The sequence below is a fragment of the Laribacter hongkongensis DSM 14985 genome, from assembly GCF_000423285.1.
GTDB classification, from domain to species: domain Bacteria; phylum Pseudomonadota; class Gammaproteobacteria; order Burkholderiales; family Aquaspirillaceae; genus Laribacter; species Laribacter hongkongensis.
This window is the reverse complement of sequence record NZ_AUHR01000012.1, coordinates 24,977-39,150: the sequence shown is the minus strand read 5'-3', so window position 1 is coordinate 39,150 and position 14,174 is coordinate 24,977. Positions and strand designations below refer to the sequence as shown.

Below are 14,174 nucleotides of genomic sequence, written 5' to 3'. Positions count from 1 at the left end.
ACCGGCAAAATCCGCTAGAATCCGCTGTTTTTTCAGCCGTTTTCCACCGCCGAACCTGCCATGTCCGAATTCATTGCCCGCGAAGCACAGCGCCGCCGTACCTTCGCCATCATCTCCCACCCTGACGCGGGTAAAACCACCCTGACCGAAAAGCTCCTGCTGTTCTCGGGTGCCATTCAGGAAGCCGGCACCGTCAAGGGCAAAAAGGGCGGCAAGTTCGCCACCTCGGACTGGATGGAAATCGAAAAGCAGCGCGGCATCTCGGTCGCCAGCTCGGTGATGCAGTTCGACTACTACGACAACGTGGTCAACCTGCTCGACACCCCGGGGCACCAGGACTTCTCCGAAGACACCTACCGCGTGCTGACCGCCGTCGACAGCGCCCTGATGGTGATCGACGCCGCCAAGGGCGTGGAAGCACAGACCATCAAGCTGCTGAACGTCTGCCGCCTGCGCGACACCCCGATCGTCACCTTCATGAACAAGTACGACCGGGAAGTGCGCGACTCGCTGGAGCTGCTCGACGAAGTCGAAAACATCCTCGAGATCCGCTGCGCGCCGGTCACGTGGCCGATCGGCATGGGCAAGACCTTCCGTGGCGTCTACCACCTGCTCAACGACCAGGTGCTGCTGTTCGATGCCGGCGGCGAACGCCTGCCACACGAATTCGATGTCATCGACGGCATCGACAACCCGCGGCTGGACGAACTCTTCCCGCTGGAAATCGGGCAGCTGCGCAACGAGATCGAACTCGTGAAAGCGGCCAGCAACGAATTCGACCTTGAGGATTTCCTCGCCGGCAAGCTCACCCCGGTGTTCTTCGGCTCGGCCATCAACAACTTCGGCGTCAAGGAAATCCTCGACGCCCTGATCGGCTGGGCTCCGCCGCCGCGTCCGCGTGACGCCACCGTGCGCGTGGTCAGCCCGGACGAAGAGCGCTTCTCCGGTTTCGTGTTCAAGATCCAGGCCAACATGGACCCGAAGCACCGCGACCGCATCGCCTTCCTGCGCGTGTGCTCGGGCAAGTTCGAGCGCGGCATGAAGATGAAGCACCTGCGCCTGAACCGTGACGTGGCCGCCAGCTCGGTGGTGACATTCATGGCGCACAGCCGCGAAATCGTCGAAGAGGCCTTTGCCGGTGACATCATCGGTATCCCCAACCACGGCAACATCCAGATCGGCGACAGCTTCAGCGAAGGCGAACAGCTGGCCTTTACCGGCATCCCGTTCTTTGCGCCGGAAATCTTCAAGGCCGTGCGCATCCGCAACCCGCTCAAGATCAAGCAGTTGCAGAAAGGCCTGCAACAGCTGGGCGAAGAAGGTGCCGTGCAGGTGTTCAAACCGGAAAACGGCGCCGACCTGATCCTGGGCGCGGTGGGCGTGCTCCAGTTCGAAGTGGTGGCTCACCGGTTGCAGACCGAGTACGGCGTCGAGGCGGTGTTCGAATCCTGCCCGATCTGGACCGCCCGCTGGGTCAGCTGCGAAGACCGGACCAAGCTCGCCGAATTCCAGCGCGCCGCCATCAACAACCTCGCCGTCGACGCGGCCGGCAGCCTCGCCTACCTGGCGCCGAACCGGGTCAACCTCGAGTTGGCCAGCGAGCGTCATCCGGCGATTGTCTTCCACGCCACCCGCGAACACGCGGTCAAGCTGTCGTAACCATGGAAAGCCTCGGCGAACTCTGGCGTGCGCTGCCGGCCAACGACCTGCTGCGCACCGGCATCCTGCTGGCGTGCCTGGTGGCCGTGCGCGTGCTGGCAGTCCGCGCGCTGGCGCGCCAGCCGCAGATTTCGATCGAGATGCGCCGGCGCTGGTCGGTCAACCTGCGCAATGCGCTGCTGATCGCCGGCCTGATCGGCATCGTGGCCATCTGGTCACGCGAGCTGCAAACGGTAGCGGTATCGCTGGTGGTGATCGCTTCGGCGATCGCCATTGCCTTCAAGGAGGTGATCCTGTGCCTGTCGGGCAGCTTCTACCGCACCATGAGCAAGGCCTACAACATCGGTGACCGCATCGAGCTTGGCGAACTGCGCGGACGGGTGGTGGACATCAGCGTGCTGACCACCACCATCGTCGAGATCGGCCCGCAGCACGACGCACACCAGCAGACCGGCCGCCTGATCACCTTCCCCAACAGCCTGCTGCTGGGACACGCGCTGGCCCGCGAGGACTACACCGGCAACTTCATCGTCCACGTCATCACCGTGCCGGTCAGCCTTGAAGCCGACGTGCTGGAAGCCGAGCACATCCTGATCAATGCGGCACGCGAAGTCTGTGCACCGTTCCTTGAAGAGGCGCAGGCCCACATGAAGGCACTGGAATCCATGCACCTCATCGACACGCCCTCGGTTGCGCCACGCGTGTCACTGAAGATCGTCGATGATGAAATCGTCCGCCTCAACCTGCGCATCGCCGTGCCGCGCATCCGCAAGCAGACGGTCGAGCAGGACATCCTGCACCGCTTCCTGGCAGCGTTCCATCCTGCCCGGCCCCCGTCTGCCGACCAGACCGACCCGTCCTGACCGAACTGCCGCCTCCGCATGAAAAAGCCGCGCCTCAAAACCTACGACCGCATCATTGCCGAGAGCCTGGTCCTGTTCAACGAACAGGGCGAGCGGTCGACCACCACCAACCACATTGCCGCACACCTGGGCATCAGCCCCGGTAACCTGTACTACCACTTCCGCAACAAGGAAGAGATCGTTTACCAGATCTTCCTGCGCTACAAAGCCTTCCTGTCCGAACGGCTGGCCGCGCCGACCGACCGCGACATCTCGGTGGCCGACCTCGAGCCGTACCTCGACACGGTGTTCCAGGCCATGTGGCAGTTCCGCTTCATGTTCTACGACCTGCCGGGCCTGCTGGCCCGCAATCCGCAAATGCAGTCGGAATACCACCAGTTCATCCACACCGACCTCGAAGAACGCCTGATCGGCCTGTTCCGCGAATTCACCCGCATCGGGCTCGTGCACATCGACGAGGAAGACATCGAACCACTGGTCACCAACATCTGGCTGGTGGCGAAATTCTGGTTTGCCTTCGAAGAAACCGCCCGCCCCAGGGAGCCGATCACCGAAGCGGCCGGCCGGCGGGGAGCCGTCCAGGTACTGGCGCTGTTCAAGCCCTATATTGCAGAAAGCTACCTGCCCACTTTCCGCAGCCTGATTGCCCGCTACCAATGAACTCCGCAGCCTTTGACCCGGCCGAACAGCAAGGCCTGTGGCGCGCCATCCGCGAACGGCGCGACATGCGCCACTTCAACGGCACCCCGCTTGAGGCCGGCCAGCTCGAACGCCTGCTCGAAGCCGCCCGGCTCGCGCCGTCGGTCGGCTACATGCAGCCGTGGCGCTTCATCCGCATCACCGACCCGGCCCTGCGGCTGGCCATCCATGCCGAAGTGGAGGTCGAACGCCAGCAGACTGCGGCCACGCTGCCCAGCCGGCAGGCCGAATTCCTGCGCCTCAAGATCGAGGGCATCCGCGAATGCTCGGAACTGCTGGTCTCGGTGCTGATGCCGGACGACGGCCGCCACATCATCGGCCGCCGCACCATGCCGGACATGGCGCTGGCCTCGGCCGCCTGCGCCATCCAGAACCTGTGGCTGGCAGCCCGTGCCGAAGGCATCGGCATGGGCTGGGTGTCGTTTTTCGAGCCGGCGCGGCTCGCGGCACGGCTGGCACTGCCCACCGGCGCCCGGCCGATTGCCGTCCTGTGCCTCGGGCCGGTGGATGCCTTTTACCCGCGCCCGCAGTTCGAGGATGCCGGCTTCGGCGCCCGGCTGCCGCTGGACGACATCCTGTTCGAAAACGGCTGGCCCGACGGCGCCGGCCCCACCCCCAGCGCCTACTGACCTCCCGCCGGCGGCTCAGGCCGCCGCGCGCCAGTGGTCGATGTAGAGCTGCATCAGCTCGACCCCGCGCCATTCGTTGACATTGAGGCGGAACACCGCGTCGATGCGCTCGGGCAGGAATTCGCTGTGGTTGAACAGCATGGCCTCGAATTCACCGCCGTCCTTGCCCAGCGTCAGCTTCAGGTGCTTGCCGCCGACAATGCGCTGCTCCAGCACCCGGAACACGTCGCTAAAACTCGGCGGCGGAAAGCCCTGCCCCCACACGGTCAGCGCCAGCTCGCGCGCAGTGTCGAGCGCCAGTTCGGTCACGGCCAGCGCACCGTCGGTTTCGATGCGCCGGGTCAGGGCCGCTTCGTCCAGCCACTCGCGCGCCACCTGCTCGAATGCCGCCGAAAATCGCGGCAGGTCGGCTTCCAGCACCGTCAGGCCGGCGGCCATGGCGTGCCCGCCGAACTTGCGGATCAGGCCCGGCTCGCGCTTGCTGACCAAGTCCAGCGCATCGCGCAGGTGAAAACCGGCGATCGAGCGCCCCGAGCCCTTGATCTCGCCGGCATCGCCCGGTGCAAACACGATGGCCGGCCGGTGAAAGCGGTCCTTGAGGCGCGAGGCGACAATCCCGACCACGCCCTGGTGCCAGTCATCGCGGTAAAGCGACAGGGTAAAGCGCTCGGCCGGATCAAAGCCGGCCAGTTGCAGCGTGGCCTCGTCCTGCATGCCGTGCTCGATCTCGCGCCGGGTACGGTTCATGCGGTCCAGCTCGCGCGCCATCTCCAGGGCGCTGTCCTCGCGCTCGGCCAGCAGCATTTCGATGCCGAAGGTCATGTCGTCCAGCCGGCCGGCAGCATTCAGGCGCGGCCCGAGCATGAAGCCAAGGTCAAAGCTTGAGGCCTTGGCGATCGGGCGGCCGCTGGCGGCAAACAGTGCCGCGATGCCCGGAGATGCCCGTCCGCCGCGCATGCGCCGCAGCCCCTGCTCGACCAGGATGCGGTTGTTGTCGTCCAGCCGCACCACGTCGGCCACCGTCCCCAGTGCCACCAGGTCCAGCCATTGCGCCAGGTTCGGCTCGCCTCCGGCCGCAAAGGCACCGCGGGCGCGCAGCTCGGCACGCAGGGCCATCAGCACGTAGAACATCACGCCGCAGCCGGCCAGATGCTTGGAAGGAAAGTCGCAGCCGGGCTGGTTGGGGTTGACGATCAGCGCCTCGGGCAACTCGTCGCCCGGCAGGTGGTGGTCGGTCACCAGCACTTCCATGCCGAGCGCGCGCGCGGCGTTGACGCCGGCCACGCTGGCAATGCCGTTGTCGACCGTCAGCAGGATGTCAGGGGCACGTTCGGCCGCCAGCCCGACAATCTCCGGCGTCAGGCCGTAGCCGTACTCGAAGCGGTTGGGAACGATGAAATCCACCGTGGCGCCAAAGGCCCGCAGGCCCTTGACCGCCAGGGCGCAGGCAGTGGCGCCGTCGGCATCGTAGTCAGCCACCACCAGCAGGCGCTCGCGCCGGGCGATGGCGTCGGCCAGTCGCCGGGCCATGGCCTCGGCATTGCGGAGCCGGGAAAACGGGATCAGCCGGGCCAGCCCGGCATCCAGCTGGCTGGCGTGTTCGATGCCACGGGCGGCAAACAGGCGCGCCATCAGGGGCGACACGCCGTCGCCGGTCAGGGCGGCAACCACGCCGTCAGGGGCACTGCGGGAAACAATCAGAGTCATGGACAACCATCTGCGGCCACAGGGCCGGACTACAACAAGGTGGACAGCGCGGGCCGGCCGCGCCAGAAACGCCAGTACGCCGAAGGCCGCACGGTGGCGGCAAAGCCGCGGCGTCCCGGCGCCAGCAGGGTCAGCTCTTCGAGACCATCGGCGGTCAGCATCAGCCGCAGCGGGGCAAACCAGTCGGTCTCCAGTGCCTCGAGGTGCTCGCGCCAGCCAAAGGCATCGCGGTATTGCGATGCACCGACCAGACGGTCAAGCTGGACCAGCACCCGCCGGCCGGGCACGTCGCGCATGCCGTCAAAGGCATGCGGCGCCGCCTCCAGCCGGGCACCGGACAGCCGGGCCAGACCGCAGGCAAAAGCATCGTCGGCCAGCACGGTGTCAAAGCGGTGAGCCAGCTTGTTGGGCCAGTCGCCGTCACCCCACGGCCAGACGCTGTTGATCGGCAGCTCACCGGCGCCTTCGCGCTCGGCATTGACTGCCTGCGAAAACAGCAGCATTTGCAGCTCGTTGAGCCAGCGGTGCCACAGCAGGGCGGTTTCGCCACGCGGCAGGTGGGTATCGACATTTTCGCCGATCACGGCTTCCAGCCGGGTGAATTCGGCCCGCCATGGCTGGCGGCCTTCGAGATACCAGCGGTCCGGCACCGGCGCATGAAAGCGCAGGCCGTCTTCGGCAAAAAACCGGTTGAGCGAATCCACCAGCCGGTCGGCCTCCTGCTGCGAGATGCTCATCACCCCGCTGTCGGCCAGCACCAGCGCCTCGCGCTCGGCACGCAGGTAGACCGGGTCGATGCGCAGCCAGTAGCCCTGACGGGTTTCCAGCCCATCGGCCAGCCCGGCCACCCGTGCAACCGGCGTGTAGCCCAGTCCGAACTGCTGGGCCAGAACCTGGTCGGCGTCCTGTTCCAGTGGCGTGCGCGCGGCCCGCGCCAGGAGCCACGACAGCTCGGGCAGGACCAGACCGTCGGTAGCCGCCTCCAGCGTGTCGGCATCCGGCCAGGCCAGGCCCGGCAGCAGGACGGTCAGTTTCAACGCTCGGCTCCCATGTCGGCATGCGGCGCGATGGCGCTGAAGTGGAACACCACGCCCAGCGCGGCCAGAGGCGCATCGGTGCGCTGCCAGCGCAATACGTAACGCGGCACGCCACCGGCGTACTGCGGCGGAACCTGTTCGACTTCAGGCGGCGCCACCGGCGACTTCTTGCCGTCGGGCGCCGGCACGAAGCGGGCCTGCAAGGCCGGCAGGTCGGCGCCGGCCACCACGGCCTGCTCGAACGCCTGGCGCATGTCACGCGCCTCGTCGTAGTGCGGTTTGACATAGGTGAAGTACATCCAGCCCAGTCCGAACAGCAGTACCCAGCCCGATACCATCACGAAGATCCAGACGATCCGGCCCAGAAACAGCAAGAGTTCCCGCATGTTTTTGCGCTCTTCCACCTTGTTTTTCCTCTCTTCCACCTGCCGGATAAGCTCCGGTTAAGCGACTGATTTACTGGCAATAGTGTGACAAATGCGGGTTTCCGCCCCAAGGCGATTTCGCTACAATTGCCGCCGTCTATTGCCTCCATTGCCAGTGTGGCTGCCTTGCCAGGACAGCCACATTTGTCTGTTAAGCCCCGCCGGCACTGCCTTTGCGCTGCCGGCGCACTTCGCAAAAAAATGAATTATCGCAAACTGCTTGACCTCCCGCAAAAAGCCCTTGCCAGCCTGCATGTATCCCATGCCGGATGGTTTGCCCTGGCGGCCCTGTTGCCGCTGACCGGCGCGGCTACCGCTTTTGCCGTTTCCACCGATGCCTCGACCCCCCTGCCCCCGGTGGAAACCCTGACCGAAACACTGGCCCTGCCGGCGTTTACCATCCCGGCACCAAGCGGCGCGCGCTACTGGCGGGCCGACACCATCCAGCGCGGCGACACGCTCTCCAGCGTCATGCAGCGTCAGGGTGTCAGTGTCGGCGAAACCATGCGCTTTCTGGCCAAGGGCAAGATCGGCCGCGAGCTCCTGAGCCTGCCGGCCGGCGCCACCCTGCACATCGAAACCAACGACAGCGGCGAGCTTTTTGCCATCCGCTACCTGCGCGACGACCGCAACGGCGAACAGAACCTCGTCAGCATCCGCAAGAACGGCCAGGGCGACTGGGGCATCAGCGCCGACGCCGTGGAAACCGCCGCCATCGAAACCCCGCGCGCCATCCGCATCAGCGACAGCTTTGCCGCTTCCAGCCGTCGCGCCGGCCTGCCCGGCGACGTGCGTACCCAGTTGCAGGAAATCTTCGGCGACCAGGTGAACCTCAACACGCTCAAGTCCGGCGACAGCGTGGACGTGGTGTACGAGACCCTGTATTTCGACGGGGAAGACATGGGCGCCGGCCGGGTGCTCGGCGCCGAAGTCCGCCGTGGCGACCAGCGCTGGAGCGCCTTTTACTTTGCGCATGACGCTGAATCCGGCAGCTACTACGATGCCGCCGGCAAGGCGCTGAAAAAGGGCTTTGACGCCCGCCCGGTCGACGGGGCCCGCGTCAGCTCCGGCTTCGGCTTCCGCCGCCATCCGATCCTGCGCAGCATCCGCAAGCACGCCGGCATTGATTACGCTGCCAGCAGCGGCACGCCGATCCGCGCCGCCGCCGACGGCAAGGTGCTGGACGTGCGCCGTGACGGTGGCTACGGCAACGTGATCACCCTGCGCCACGCCAACCGCTACGACACCGTGTATGCGCACATGAGCCGTTTCGGCAAGTTCAAGGCCGGCCAGACCGTCAAGGCCGGCGACATCATCGGCTACGTCGGTTCCACCGGCCGTTCCACCGGTCCGCACCTGCACTTCGAACTGCGCGTGGCCGGCACGCCGGTCGATCCGACCGTGCACGCCCTGCCGACGCCGTCGCTGTCGGTGGCGCAGCTGGGCAAGTTCCGCACGCAGAACGTCGCCTTCCAGCGGCAGATGAATGTCGTGGCCAAGCTGCCCGAAGGCAGCGTGCTGGCACGCATCGACTGACCCGGCCAGCGGCTCCCGCTACAATCGCCCCGTCTTGACCCACGGGGCGTTTGCATGTCCAGCGTTATCGAGTCCGCAGCCAGCGGCTATTACATCGGCCTGATGTCCGGCACCAGCATGGATGGTGTGGACGCCGTGCTGGCCGGTTTCTCCGGAGCCACGCCACAGGCACTGGCGCATGCCGCCTGCCCTTACCCGGCGACCTTGCGGACCGCCCTGCTGGCCCTGCAAACACCGGGACACGACGAAATCACCCGCAGCCAGCTGCTGGCACTCGAACTGGCACAGCTGTACGCCGAAGCGGTGGAGGCGGTCCTGCGCAAGGCCGGCCTGGCCGCCGGGCAGATTGCCGCGGTCGGCTGCCACGGCCAGACCGTCCGCCATGCCCCGCATGCCGGCTATACCGTGCAGCTCAATGCGCCGGCGCGGCTGGCCGAGCTGTGCGGCATCGACGTGGTGGCCGATTTCCGCAGCCGCGACATCGCCGCCGGCGGCCAGGGCGCACCATTGGTGCCCGCATTCCATCAGGCGGTGTTTGCCAGCGCCACCGAAGCCCGGGTGGTGCTGAACATCGGCGGCATCGCCAACCTGACGCGCCTTGTACCCGGTCAGCCGGTGTGCGGATTCGACACCGGCCCCGGCAACATGCTGCTGGACGCCTGGTGCCAGCACCACCTGCATCGCCCGTTTGATGAAAACGGTGCCTGGGCGGCGCAAGGACAGCCGTTGCCGGCCCTGCTCGAACGCCTGCTGGCCGAGCCTTACCTGGCCCTGCCGGCACCCAAAAGCACCGGACGCGACCTGTTTTCCCTCGACTGGCTGGCGCAGCATCTCGATGGCAGCGAGCGGCCGGCCGACGTGGCACGCACGCTGACGCTGCTGACAGCCCGCAGTGCCGCCGACGCCATTCTCGCCTGCACGCCTGGCGTGGCCGCCGTGTACGTCTGCGGTGGCGGTGCGTTCAACCCGCTGCTGCTGGCCGATCTGGCCCAGGCACTGGGACCGGCCGTGCGTCTTGCCGGTACCGATGAACTGGGAGTGCCGGCGCAGTGGGTGGAGGGGCTGGCGTTTGCGTGGCTGGCACGCGCCTGCCTGTGCCGCGAGGCCGGCAACCTGCCCGCCGTCACCGGCGCAGCCGGCCTGCGGGTGCTGGGCGCCGTTCATCCCCGTTGATGCGTTTGCCATGCCGATACCACCCAATCCGGGTAAAGTCGCCCCGGCAAACTGATTTACCCGGATTCCCGCTTATATAATCGTCGCATCAAGGCTAACCACGAACACAATGCGCCTGTTCAAACGCAAACCGGTCGTCAAGAATTCGTCCACCCCGCTGCCGCCCCGGCTCGCCAACCTGCTGCAAGAAGCCTGGTGGCTGGTCATGGTGGCCGCGGCGGTATACTTCGTCCTGATCCTGGCCAGCTACTCGCCCGCCGATCCGTCGTGGTCGCACAGCATCGGCGGCCACCCGGCCATCGGCAACTGGGGCGGCACCCTCGGTGCCTACCTGTCAGACATGCTGCTTTACCTGTTCGGCCTGTCGGCCTGGTGGCTGGTGGTGTTCTGCGGTGCGATCGTGCTCTGGGGCTACCGCAACATCCGCCGGGTGTCCCCGGCACTCGACAAGGTCACGGCCATTGCCTCGACCGGCTTTGTCATGATCCTCGTTGCTTCCAGCGGTTTCGAAGCCATCCGCTTTTACAGCCTCGACATCAACCTGCCGCTGGCTCCCGGCGGGCTGCTCGGACGCTTTGTCGGGCTGGGACTACAGCAGTTCATCGGCTTTGCCGGCGCCACCATGCTGTTGCTGCTGGTCTGGGCCATCGGCATTTCCCTGTTTACCGGCCTGTCGTGGCTGGACCTGATGGAAAAGATCGGCACCCGTATCGAAGAAGGGCTGCTGTGGGCCAAGAACAGCTGGGAAGCCCGCGAAGACCGCAAGATCGGCCGCCAGCAGGCACGCGAGCGCGATGCCAGCGTCAAGGAAGAAAAGCGCAAGCAGGATGACAAGCCGCCGGTCCGCATCGAGCCGCCGTTGCTGGAAATCCCGTTGTCACCCAAGGTGGCGAAGCAGGAAGAAAAGCGCCGCGAGCCGCAACAGCACACATTGTTCGAGCCGGCACCCAAACCGGTTGCCTGCGCCAGCAATACGGCCGCCGAAGCCGAGCTGCCGACCCTGTCGCTGCTGACCGCTCCGCCGGCTTCGCAGGAAGGCGTCAGTGCCGACACCATCGAATACACCTCGCGCCTGATCGAGCGCAAGCTGGCCGATTTTGGCGTGGAAGTGAAGGTGATTGCCGCCTATCCGGGGCCGGTGATCACCCGCTACGAAATCGAGCCGGCCGTGGGCGTGAAAGGCGCGCAGATCGTCAACCTGATGAAGGACCTGGCCCGTGCGCTGGGCCTGGTCAGCATCCGGGTGGTGGAAACCATCCCCGGCAAGACCTACATGGGACTGGAGCTGCCCAATGCCAAACGCCAGATCGTGCGCCTGTCGGAAATCATCGGTGCCGACACCTACCAGAATGCGGCCAGCAAGCTGACCGTGGTGCTGGGCAAGGACATTGCCGGCAAGCCGGTGGTGGCGGATCTGGCCAAGATGCCGCATGTACTGGTGGCCGGTACCACCGGTTCGGGCAAGTCGGTGGCGATCAACGCCATGATCCTGTCACTGCTCTACCGTGCCACACCCGAAGAAGTGCGCCTGATCATGGTCGACCCGAAGATGCTGGAAATGTCGGTCTACGAGGACATTCCGCACCTGCTGGCACCGGTGGTGACCGACATGAAACAGGCCGCCAACGCGCTCAACTGGTGCGTGGCGGAAATGGAAAAGCGCTATCGCCAGATGTCCAAGCTCGGCGTGCGCAACCTCGCGGGCTACAACCAGAAAATCCGCGACGCGGCCAAAAAGGGCGAAAAACTGCCCAATCCGTTCAGCCTGACCCCGGATGCTCCCGAGCCGCTCGACACCCTGCCGGTGATCGTGGTGCTGATCGACGAGCTGGCCGACCTGATGATGGTGGCCGGCAAGAAGATCGAAGAGCTGATCGCCCGGCTGGCGCAAAAGGCCCGCGCAGCCGGCATCCACCTGATCCTCGCCACCCAGCGTCCGTCGGTGGACGTGATCACCGGCCTGATCAAGGCCAACATTCCGACCCGCATTGCCTTCCAGGTGTCCAGCAAGGTCGACAGCCGCACCATCCTTGACCAGATGGGTGCGGAAACCCTGCTGGGCCAAGGCGACATGCTCTACCTGCCGCCGGGCTCCGGCTACCCGCTGCGGGCCCACGGCGCCTTTGTCGCCGACGACGAAGTACACCGGGTGGTGGAATACCTCAAGACCACGGGCGAGCCGGACTACGTCGAAGGCATCCTGACCGGCGAAGCCGCCAGCGAAACTGCCCAGAGCGTGGGCGGCGACATTCCCGGCTTTGGCAGCGGAGAAGGCGGCAGCGAGGACAGCGAGAGCGACCCGCTGTACGACCAGGCCGTCGCCATTGTCATCAAGACCCGCAAGGCCAGCATTTCGTCGGTGCAACGCCATCTGCGCATCGGCTACAACCGTGCCGCCCGCCTGATCGAGCAGATGGAAACTGCCGGGCTGGTGTCACCAGCCGAGCACAACGGTAACCGCAGCGTGCTGGCGCCGGCGCAACCCGACTAACCCAGGTAACAACATGCCCCGCTATCGCCCCGAACCTGTCCACCGGCACGGCAGCGCCCCAAAAACTGCCGTCCTGCTGGTCAACCTCGGCACGCCCGCTGCCCCGACCGCTGCCGCGCTCAGGCCGTATCTGACCGAATTCCTGTCTGATCCGCGCGTGATCGAATTGCCACGCTGGCTGTGGTGGCCGATCCTGCACGGCATCATCCTGCGGACCCGGCCCCGTGCCAGCGCCGAAAAATACGCCGCCATCTGGCTGCCGGAAGGCTCACCGCTGGCGGTCTACACCCGCCGGCAGGCCGAAGGCGTGGTCAGCCGGCTGGAACAGCATGCCCTGGCGGGCGAACTGGTGGTCGACTGGGCCATGCGCTATGGCAGTCCCTCGGTGGCCAGCCGGCTGGATGCCCTGCGCGAACAGGGCGTCGACCGCATCGTGCTGCTGCCGATGTATCCGCAGTATTCCGCCGCCACGGTGGCTTCAACCTGGGACGCCGCCGCCGACTGGATGCGCACCCGCCGCAACCCGCCGGAAATGCGTCTGGTCCGGCACTTCCACGCCCATCCGGCCTATGTCCGGGCACTGGCTGCACGCGTGCGCAGCCACTGGCAGGAACACGGCCGCCCGGACCGGCTGCTGATGAGTTTTCACGGCATGCCGGAAGCCACCCTGGCACAGGGAGATCCGTACTTCTGCGAATGCCATGCCACCGCCCGCCTGCTGGCCGAGGAGCTGGAACTGGCTCCGGCCGAGTGGGAAATCGCCTTCCAGTCGCGGTTCGGTCGTGCAGCCTGGCTCAAGCCCTATGCTGCCGGACGGTTTGCTGCCTTGCCTGGAGAAGGCGTGCAGCGGCTGGACGTCATCTGTCCGGGCTTTGTGGCTGACTGTGTCGAGACACTGGAAGAAATCGCCCTGGAAGGCCGGCAGACCTTCATCGGAGCCGGTGGCCGCGAGTTCCACGCCATCGCCTGCCTGAATGACGACCCGGTCTGGCTGGATGCACTGGCCGGATTGGTGGACGAGCAGCTGGCCGGCTGGACCCCGCGCGATGCATCGCCGGACAGCCACCAGCGAGCCTGTCAGATAGCAGCCGGTGCGCCCGCTGCAGCACCGGCGCTGGAGGTCGGCTGAACCACCCGCCGGATGCCGGAGCAGTCACTCCGGTGCCGGCCATCTGCCAGGCAAAACCGCCCGGACAGGTGGCGCCCCTGGAGCAGAGATACCCAAGGGCAGGCTGGTGCCTGCCCTTGGTCTTGCATCCCGGACAAGGGAAACCCTTCAGGTCAGGATTGACGCCCCGCAGCATCCTGCCGGGCCTGTCACCCTATCCGCTCCACGACATGCCCGGTTGCCAGTGTGCCATGACGGATCTTGCCGCTGCTGCGGCCAGAGCCTGTCAGCACAGGCAGCAGTCATCCCGTTCCCGTGTCCGCGACACGCGGGGGGGAGCCGGAATGTGGACAGGGCAGCAGGGAACATGCCCGATGGGTTGCGCAGCACACACCAGCGTGGCCATCGCACCCAGCCTTGGCCGTATCGTGGCCGGTTCGTCATCGTCCATCGGCAAGGCATCCAGTTCGAGCAGCGCAGCCAGCAAACCACGGGCATTGGCATGCGTGGCTGCATCAAGACCGCTTTCGTTGCTCCAGTCCGACATTTCATTCTCCTCGGTCAAAGGTCAGGAAAGCGCTAACCTAGCAAGCGCTCAAGAAAACGAACAATACGTAGTTTTACCTGTTCTTACGTCAAAAACAGCCATTTAGCATACTGAACAGGCTTTCAATTGCCCGTCCTTGCGTGATTTTGCCGCTGGTCGGACCATTTGCCGTTGGTCGCCTGTCATCCTGGCATGCTGACAGGTGTCGCATTTGTGTGCCTGTCCCAGCCCTTGGTCAGCGCACCGACAGAATGTCGGTTGCAGCAGGAAACGCGTAAGGTGGCCGGCGTATAATCCGCT

Annotated in this window: 12 protein-coding genes; 8 read left to right on the top strand and 4 right to left on the bottom strand. The window is 65.8% G+C overall.

The window, feature by feature from the left end; genetic code table 11:
* Positions 1 to 60 precede the first annotated feature (60 nt).
* Genes G542_RS0110970 through bluB form a run of 4 tightly spaced genes read left to right on the top strand, consistent with a single transcriptional unit; the run spans position 61 to position 3,850 of the window.
* A complete protein-coding gene (locus G542_RS0110970) occupies positions 61 to 1,659 on the top strand; it encodes a peptide chain release factor 3 (RefSeq protein WP_012697861.1) in 1,599 nt (532 codons plus the stop codon).
* A 2-nt stretch (positions 1,660 to 1,661) separates the two neighbouring features.
* Positions 1,662 to 2,522: a mechanosensitive ion channel family protein gene (locus tag G542_RS0110965; RefSeq protein ID WP_012697862.1), complete on the top strand. Its 861-nt coding sequence runs from the start codon at positions 1,662 to 1,664 to the stop codon at positions 2,520 to 2,522.
* An 18-nt stretch (positions 2,523 to 2,540) separates the two neighbouring features.
* Entirely contained in the window at positions 2,541 to 3,182 is a 642-nt protein-coding gene (locus G542_RS0110960) for a TetR/AcrR family transcriptional regulator (protein WP_012697863.1), read from the top strand.
* A complete protein-coding gene (gene bluB, locus G542_RS16685; RefSeq protein ID WP_051190027.1) occupies positions 3,179 to 3,850 on the top strand; it encodes a 5,6-dimethylbenzimidazole synthase in 672 nt (223 codons plus the stop codon). The genes G542_RS0110960 and bluB overlap by 4 nt, the downstream gene beginning before the upstream one ends.
* A 15-nt stretch (positions 3,851 to 3,865) precedes the next feature.
* Here bluB and recJ read toward each other — a convergent pair whose 3' ends face one another.
* From recJ to G542_RS0110940, 3 genes are read right to left on the bottom strand one after another with little or no spacing between them, the layout of a single operon-like run.
* On the bottom strand, positions 3,866 to 5,557 hold the full coding sequence (recJ, locus tag G542_RS0110950; RefSeq protein WP_027824131.1) for a single-stranded-DNA-specific exonuclease RecJ: 1,692 nt from the start codon (positions 5,555 to 5,557) through the stop codon (positions 3,866 to 3,868).
* A 29-nt stretch (positions 5,558 to 5,586) separates the two neighbouring features.
* Positions 5,587 to 6,594 carry a hypothetical protein gene (locus G542_RS0110945; protein WP_027824130.1) on the bottom strand — a complete coding sequence of 336 codons (1,008 nt, stop codon included), beginning with the start codon at positions 6,592 to 6,594 and terminating at the stop codon, positions 5,587 to 5,589.
* Complete coding sequence (locus G542_RS0110940; protein ID WP_027824129.1) at positions 6,591 to 6,998, bottom strand: vWA domain-containing protein; 408 nt, start codon at positions 6,996 to 6,998, stop codon at positions 6,591 to 6,593. Before G542_RS0110940 ends, G542_RS0110945 begins: the two co-directional genes overlap by 4 nt.
* Before the next feature lie 222 nt (positions 6,999 to 7,220).
* Between G542_RS0110940 and G542_RS0110935 the strand changes: the two genes are divergently transcribed.
* The 4 genes from G542_RS0110935 to hemH all read left to right on the top strand — a co-directional run bounded on the left by G542_RS0110935 (position 7,221) and on the right by hemH (position 13,348).
* Positions 7,221 to 8,555, top strand: coding sequence for a peptidoglycan DD-metalloendopeptidase family protein (locus G542_RS0110935; RefSeq protein ID WP_027824128.1), 1,335 nt, complete (start codon positions 7,221 to 7,223; stop codon positions 8,553 to 8,555).
* A gap of 54 nt (positions 8,556 to 8,609) precedes the next feature.
* A complete protein-coding gene (locus tag G542_RS0110930) occupies positions 8,610 to 9,728 on the top strand; it encodes an anhydro-N-acetylmuramic acid kinase (protein ID WP_051190026.1) in 1,119 nt (372 codons plus the stop codon).
* 109 nt (positions 9,729 to 9,837) lie between these two features.
* Positions 9,838 to 12,219 carry a DNA translocase FtsK gene (locus G542_RS0110925; protein WP_027824126.1) on the top strand — a complete coding sequence of 794 codons (2,382 nt, stop codon included), beginning with the start codon at positions 9,838 to 9,840 and terminating at the stop codon, positions 12,217 to 12,219.
* A 13-nt stretch (positions 12,220 to 12,232) separates the two neighbouring features.
* A complete protein-coding gene (gene hemH, locus G542_RS0110920) occupies positions 12,233 to 13,348 on the top strand; it encodes a ferrochelatase (protein ID WP_027824125.1) in 1,116 nt (371 codons plus the stop codon).
* 265 nt (positions 13,349 to 13,613) lie between these two features.
* Here the strand turns inward: hemH and G542_RS0110915 are convergent, their stop codons facing one another.
* Complete coding sequence (locus G542_RS0110915) at positions 13,614 to 13,874, bottom strand: hypothetical protein (protein ID WP_034985656.1); 261 nt, start codon at positions 13,872 to 13,874, stop codon at positions 13,614 to 13,616.
* Positions 13,875 to 14,174 lie beyond the last annotated feature (300 nt).

What these genes read in the sequence shown, in the direction of transcription:
- G542_RS0110960 (WP_012697863.1), top strand. Translation starts at nt 2,541, where the DNA reads ATGAAAAAGCCGCGCCTCAAAACCTACGACCGCATCATTGCCGAGAGC.
- recJ (WP_027824131.1), bottom strand. Translation starts at nt 5,557, where the DNA reads ATGACTCTGATTGTTTCCCGCAGTGCCCCTGACGGCGTGGTTGCCGCC.
- G542_RS0110965 (WP_012697862.1), top strand. Translation starts at nt 1,662, where the DNA reads ATGGAAAGCCTCGGCGAACTCTGGCGTGCGCTGCCGGCCAACGACCTG.
- G542_RS0110935 (WP_027824128.1), top strand. Translation starts at nt 7,221, where the DNA reads ATGAATTATCGCAAACTGCTTGACCTCCCGCAAAAAGCCCTTGCCAGC.
- G542_RS0110930 (WP_051190026.1), top strand. Translation starts at nt 8,610, where the DNA reads ATGTCCAGCGTTATCGAGTCCGCAGCCAGCGGCTATTACATCGGCCTG.
- G542_RS0110970 (WP_012697861.1), top strand. Translation starts at nt 61, where the DNA reads ATGTCCGAATTCATTGCCCGCGAAGCACAGCGCCGCCGTACCTTCGCC.
- bluB (WP_051190027.1), top strand. Translation starts at nt 3,179, where the DNA reads ATGAACTCCGCAGCCTTTGACCCGGCCGAACAGCAAGGCCTGTGGCGC.
- G542_RS0110925 (WP_027824126.1), top strand. Translation starts at nt 9,838, where the DNA reads ATGCGCCTGTTCAAACGCAAACCGGTCGTCAAGAATTCGTCCACCCCG.
- G542_RS0110915 (WP_034985656.1), bottom strand. Translation starts at nt 13,874, where the DNA reads ATGTCGGACTGGAGCAACGAAAGCGGTCTTGATGCAGCCACGCATGCC.
- hemH (WP_027824125.1), top strand. Translation starts at nt 12,233, where the DNA reads ATGCCCCGCTATCGCCCCGAACCTGTCCACCGGCACGGCAGCGCCCCA.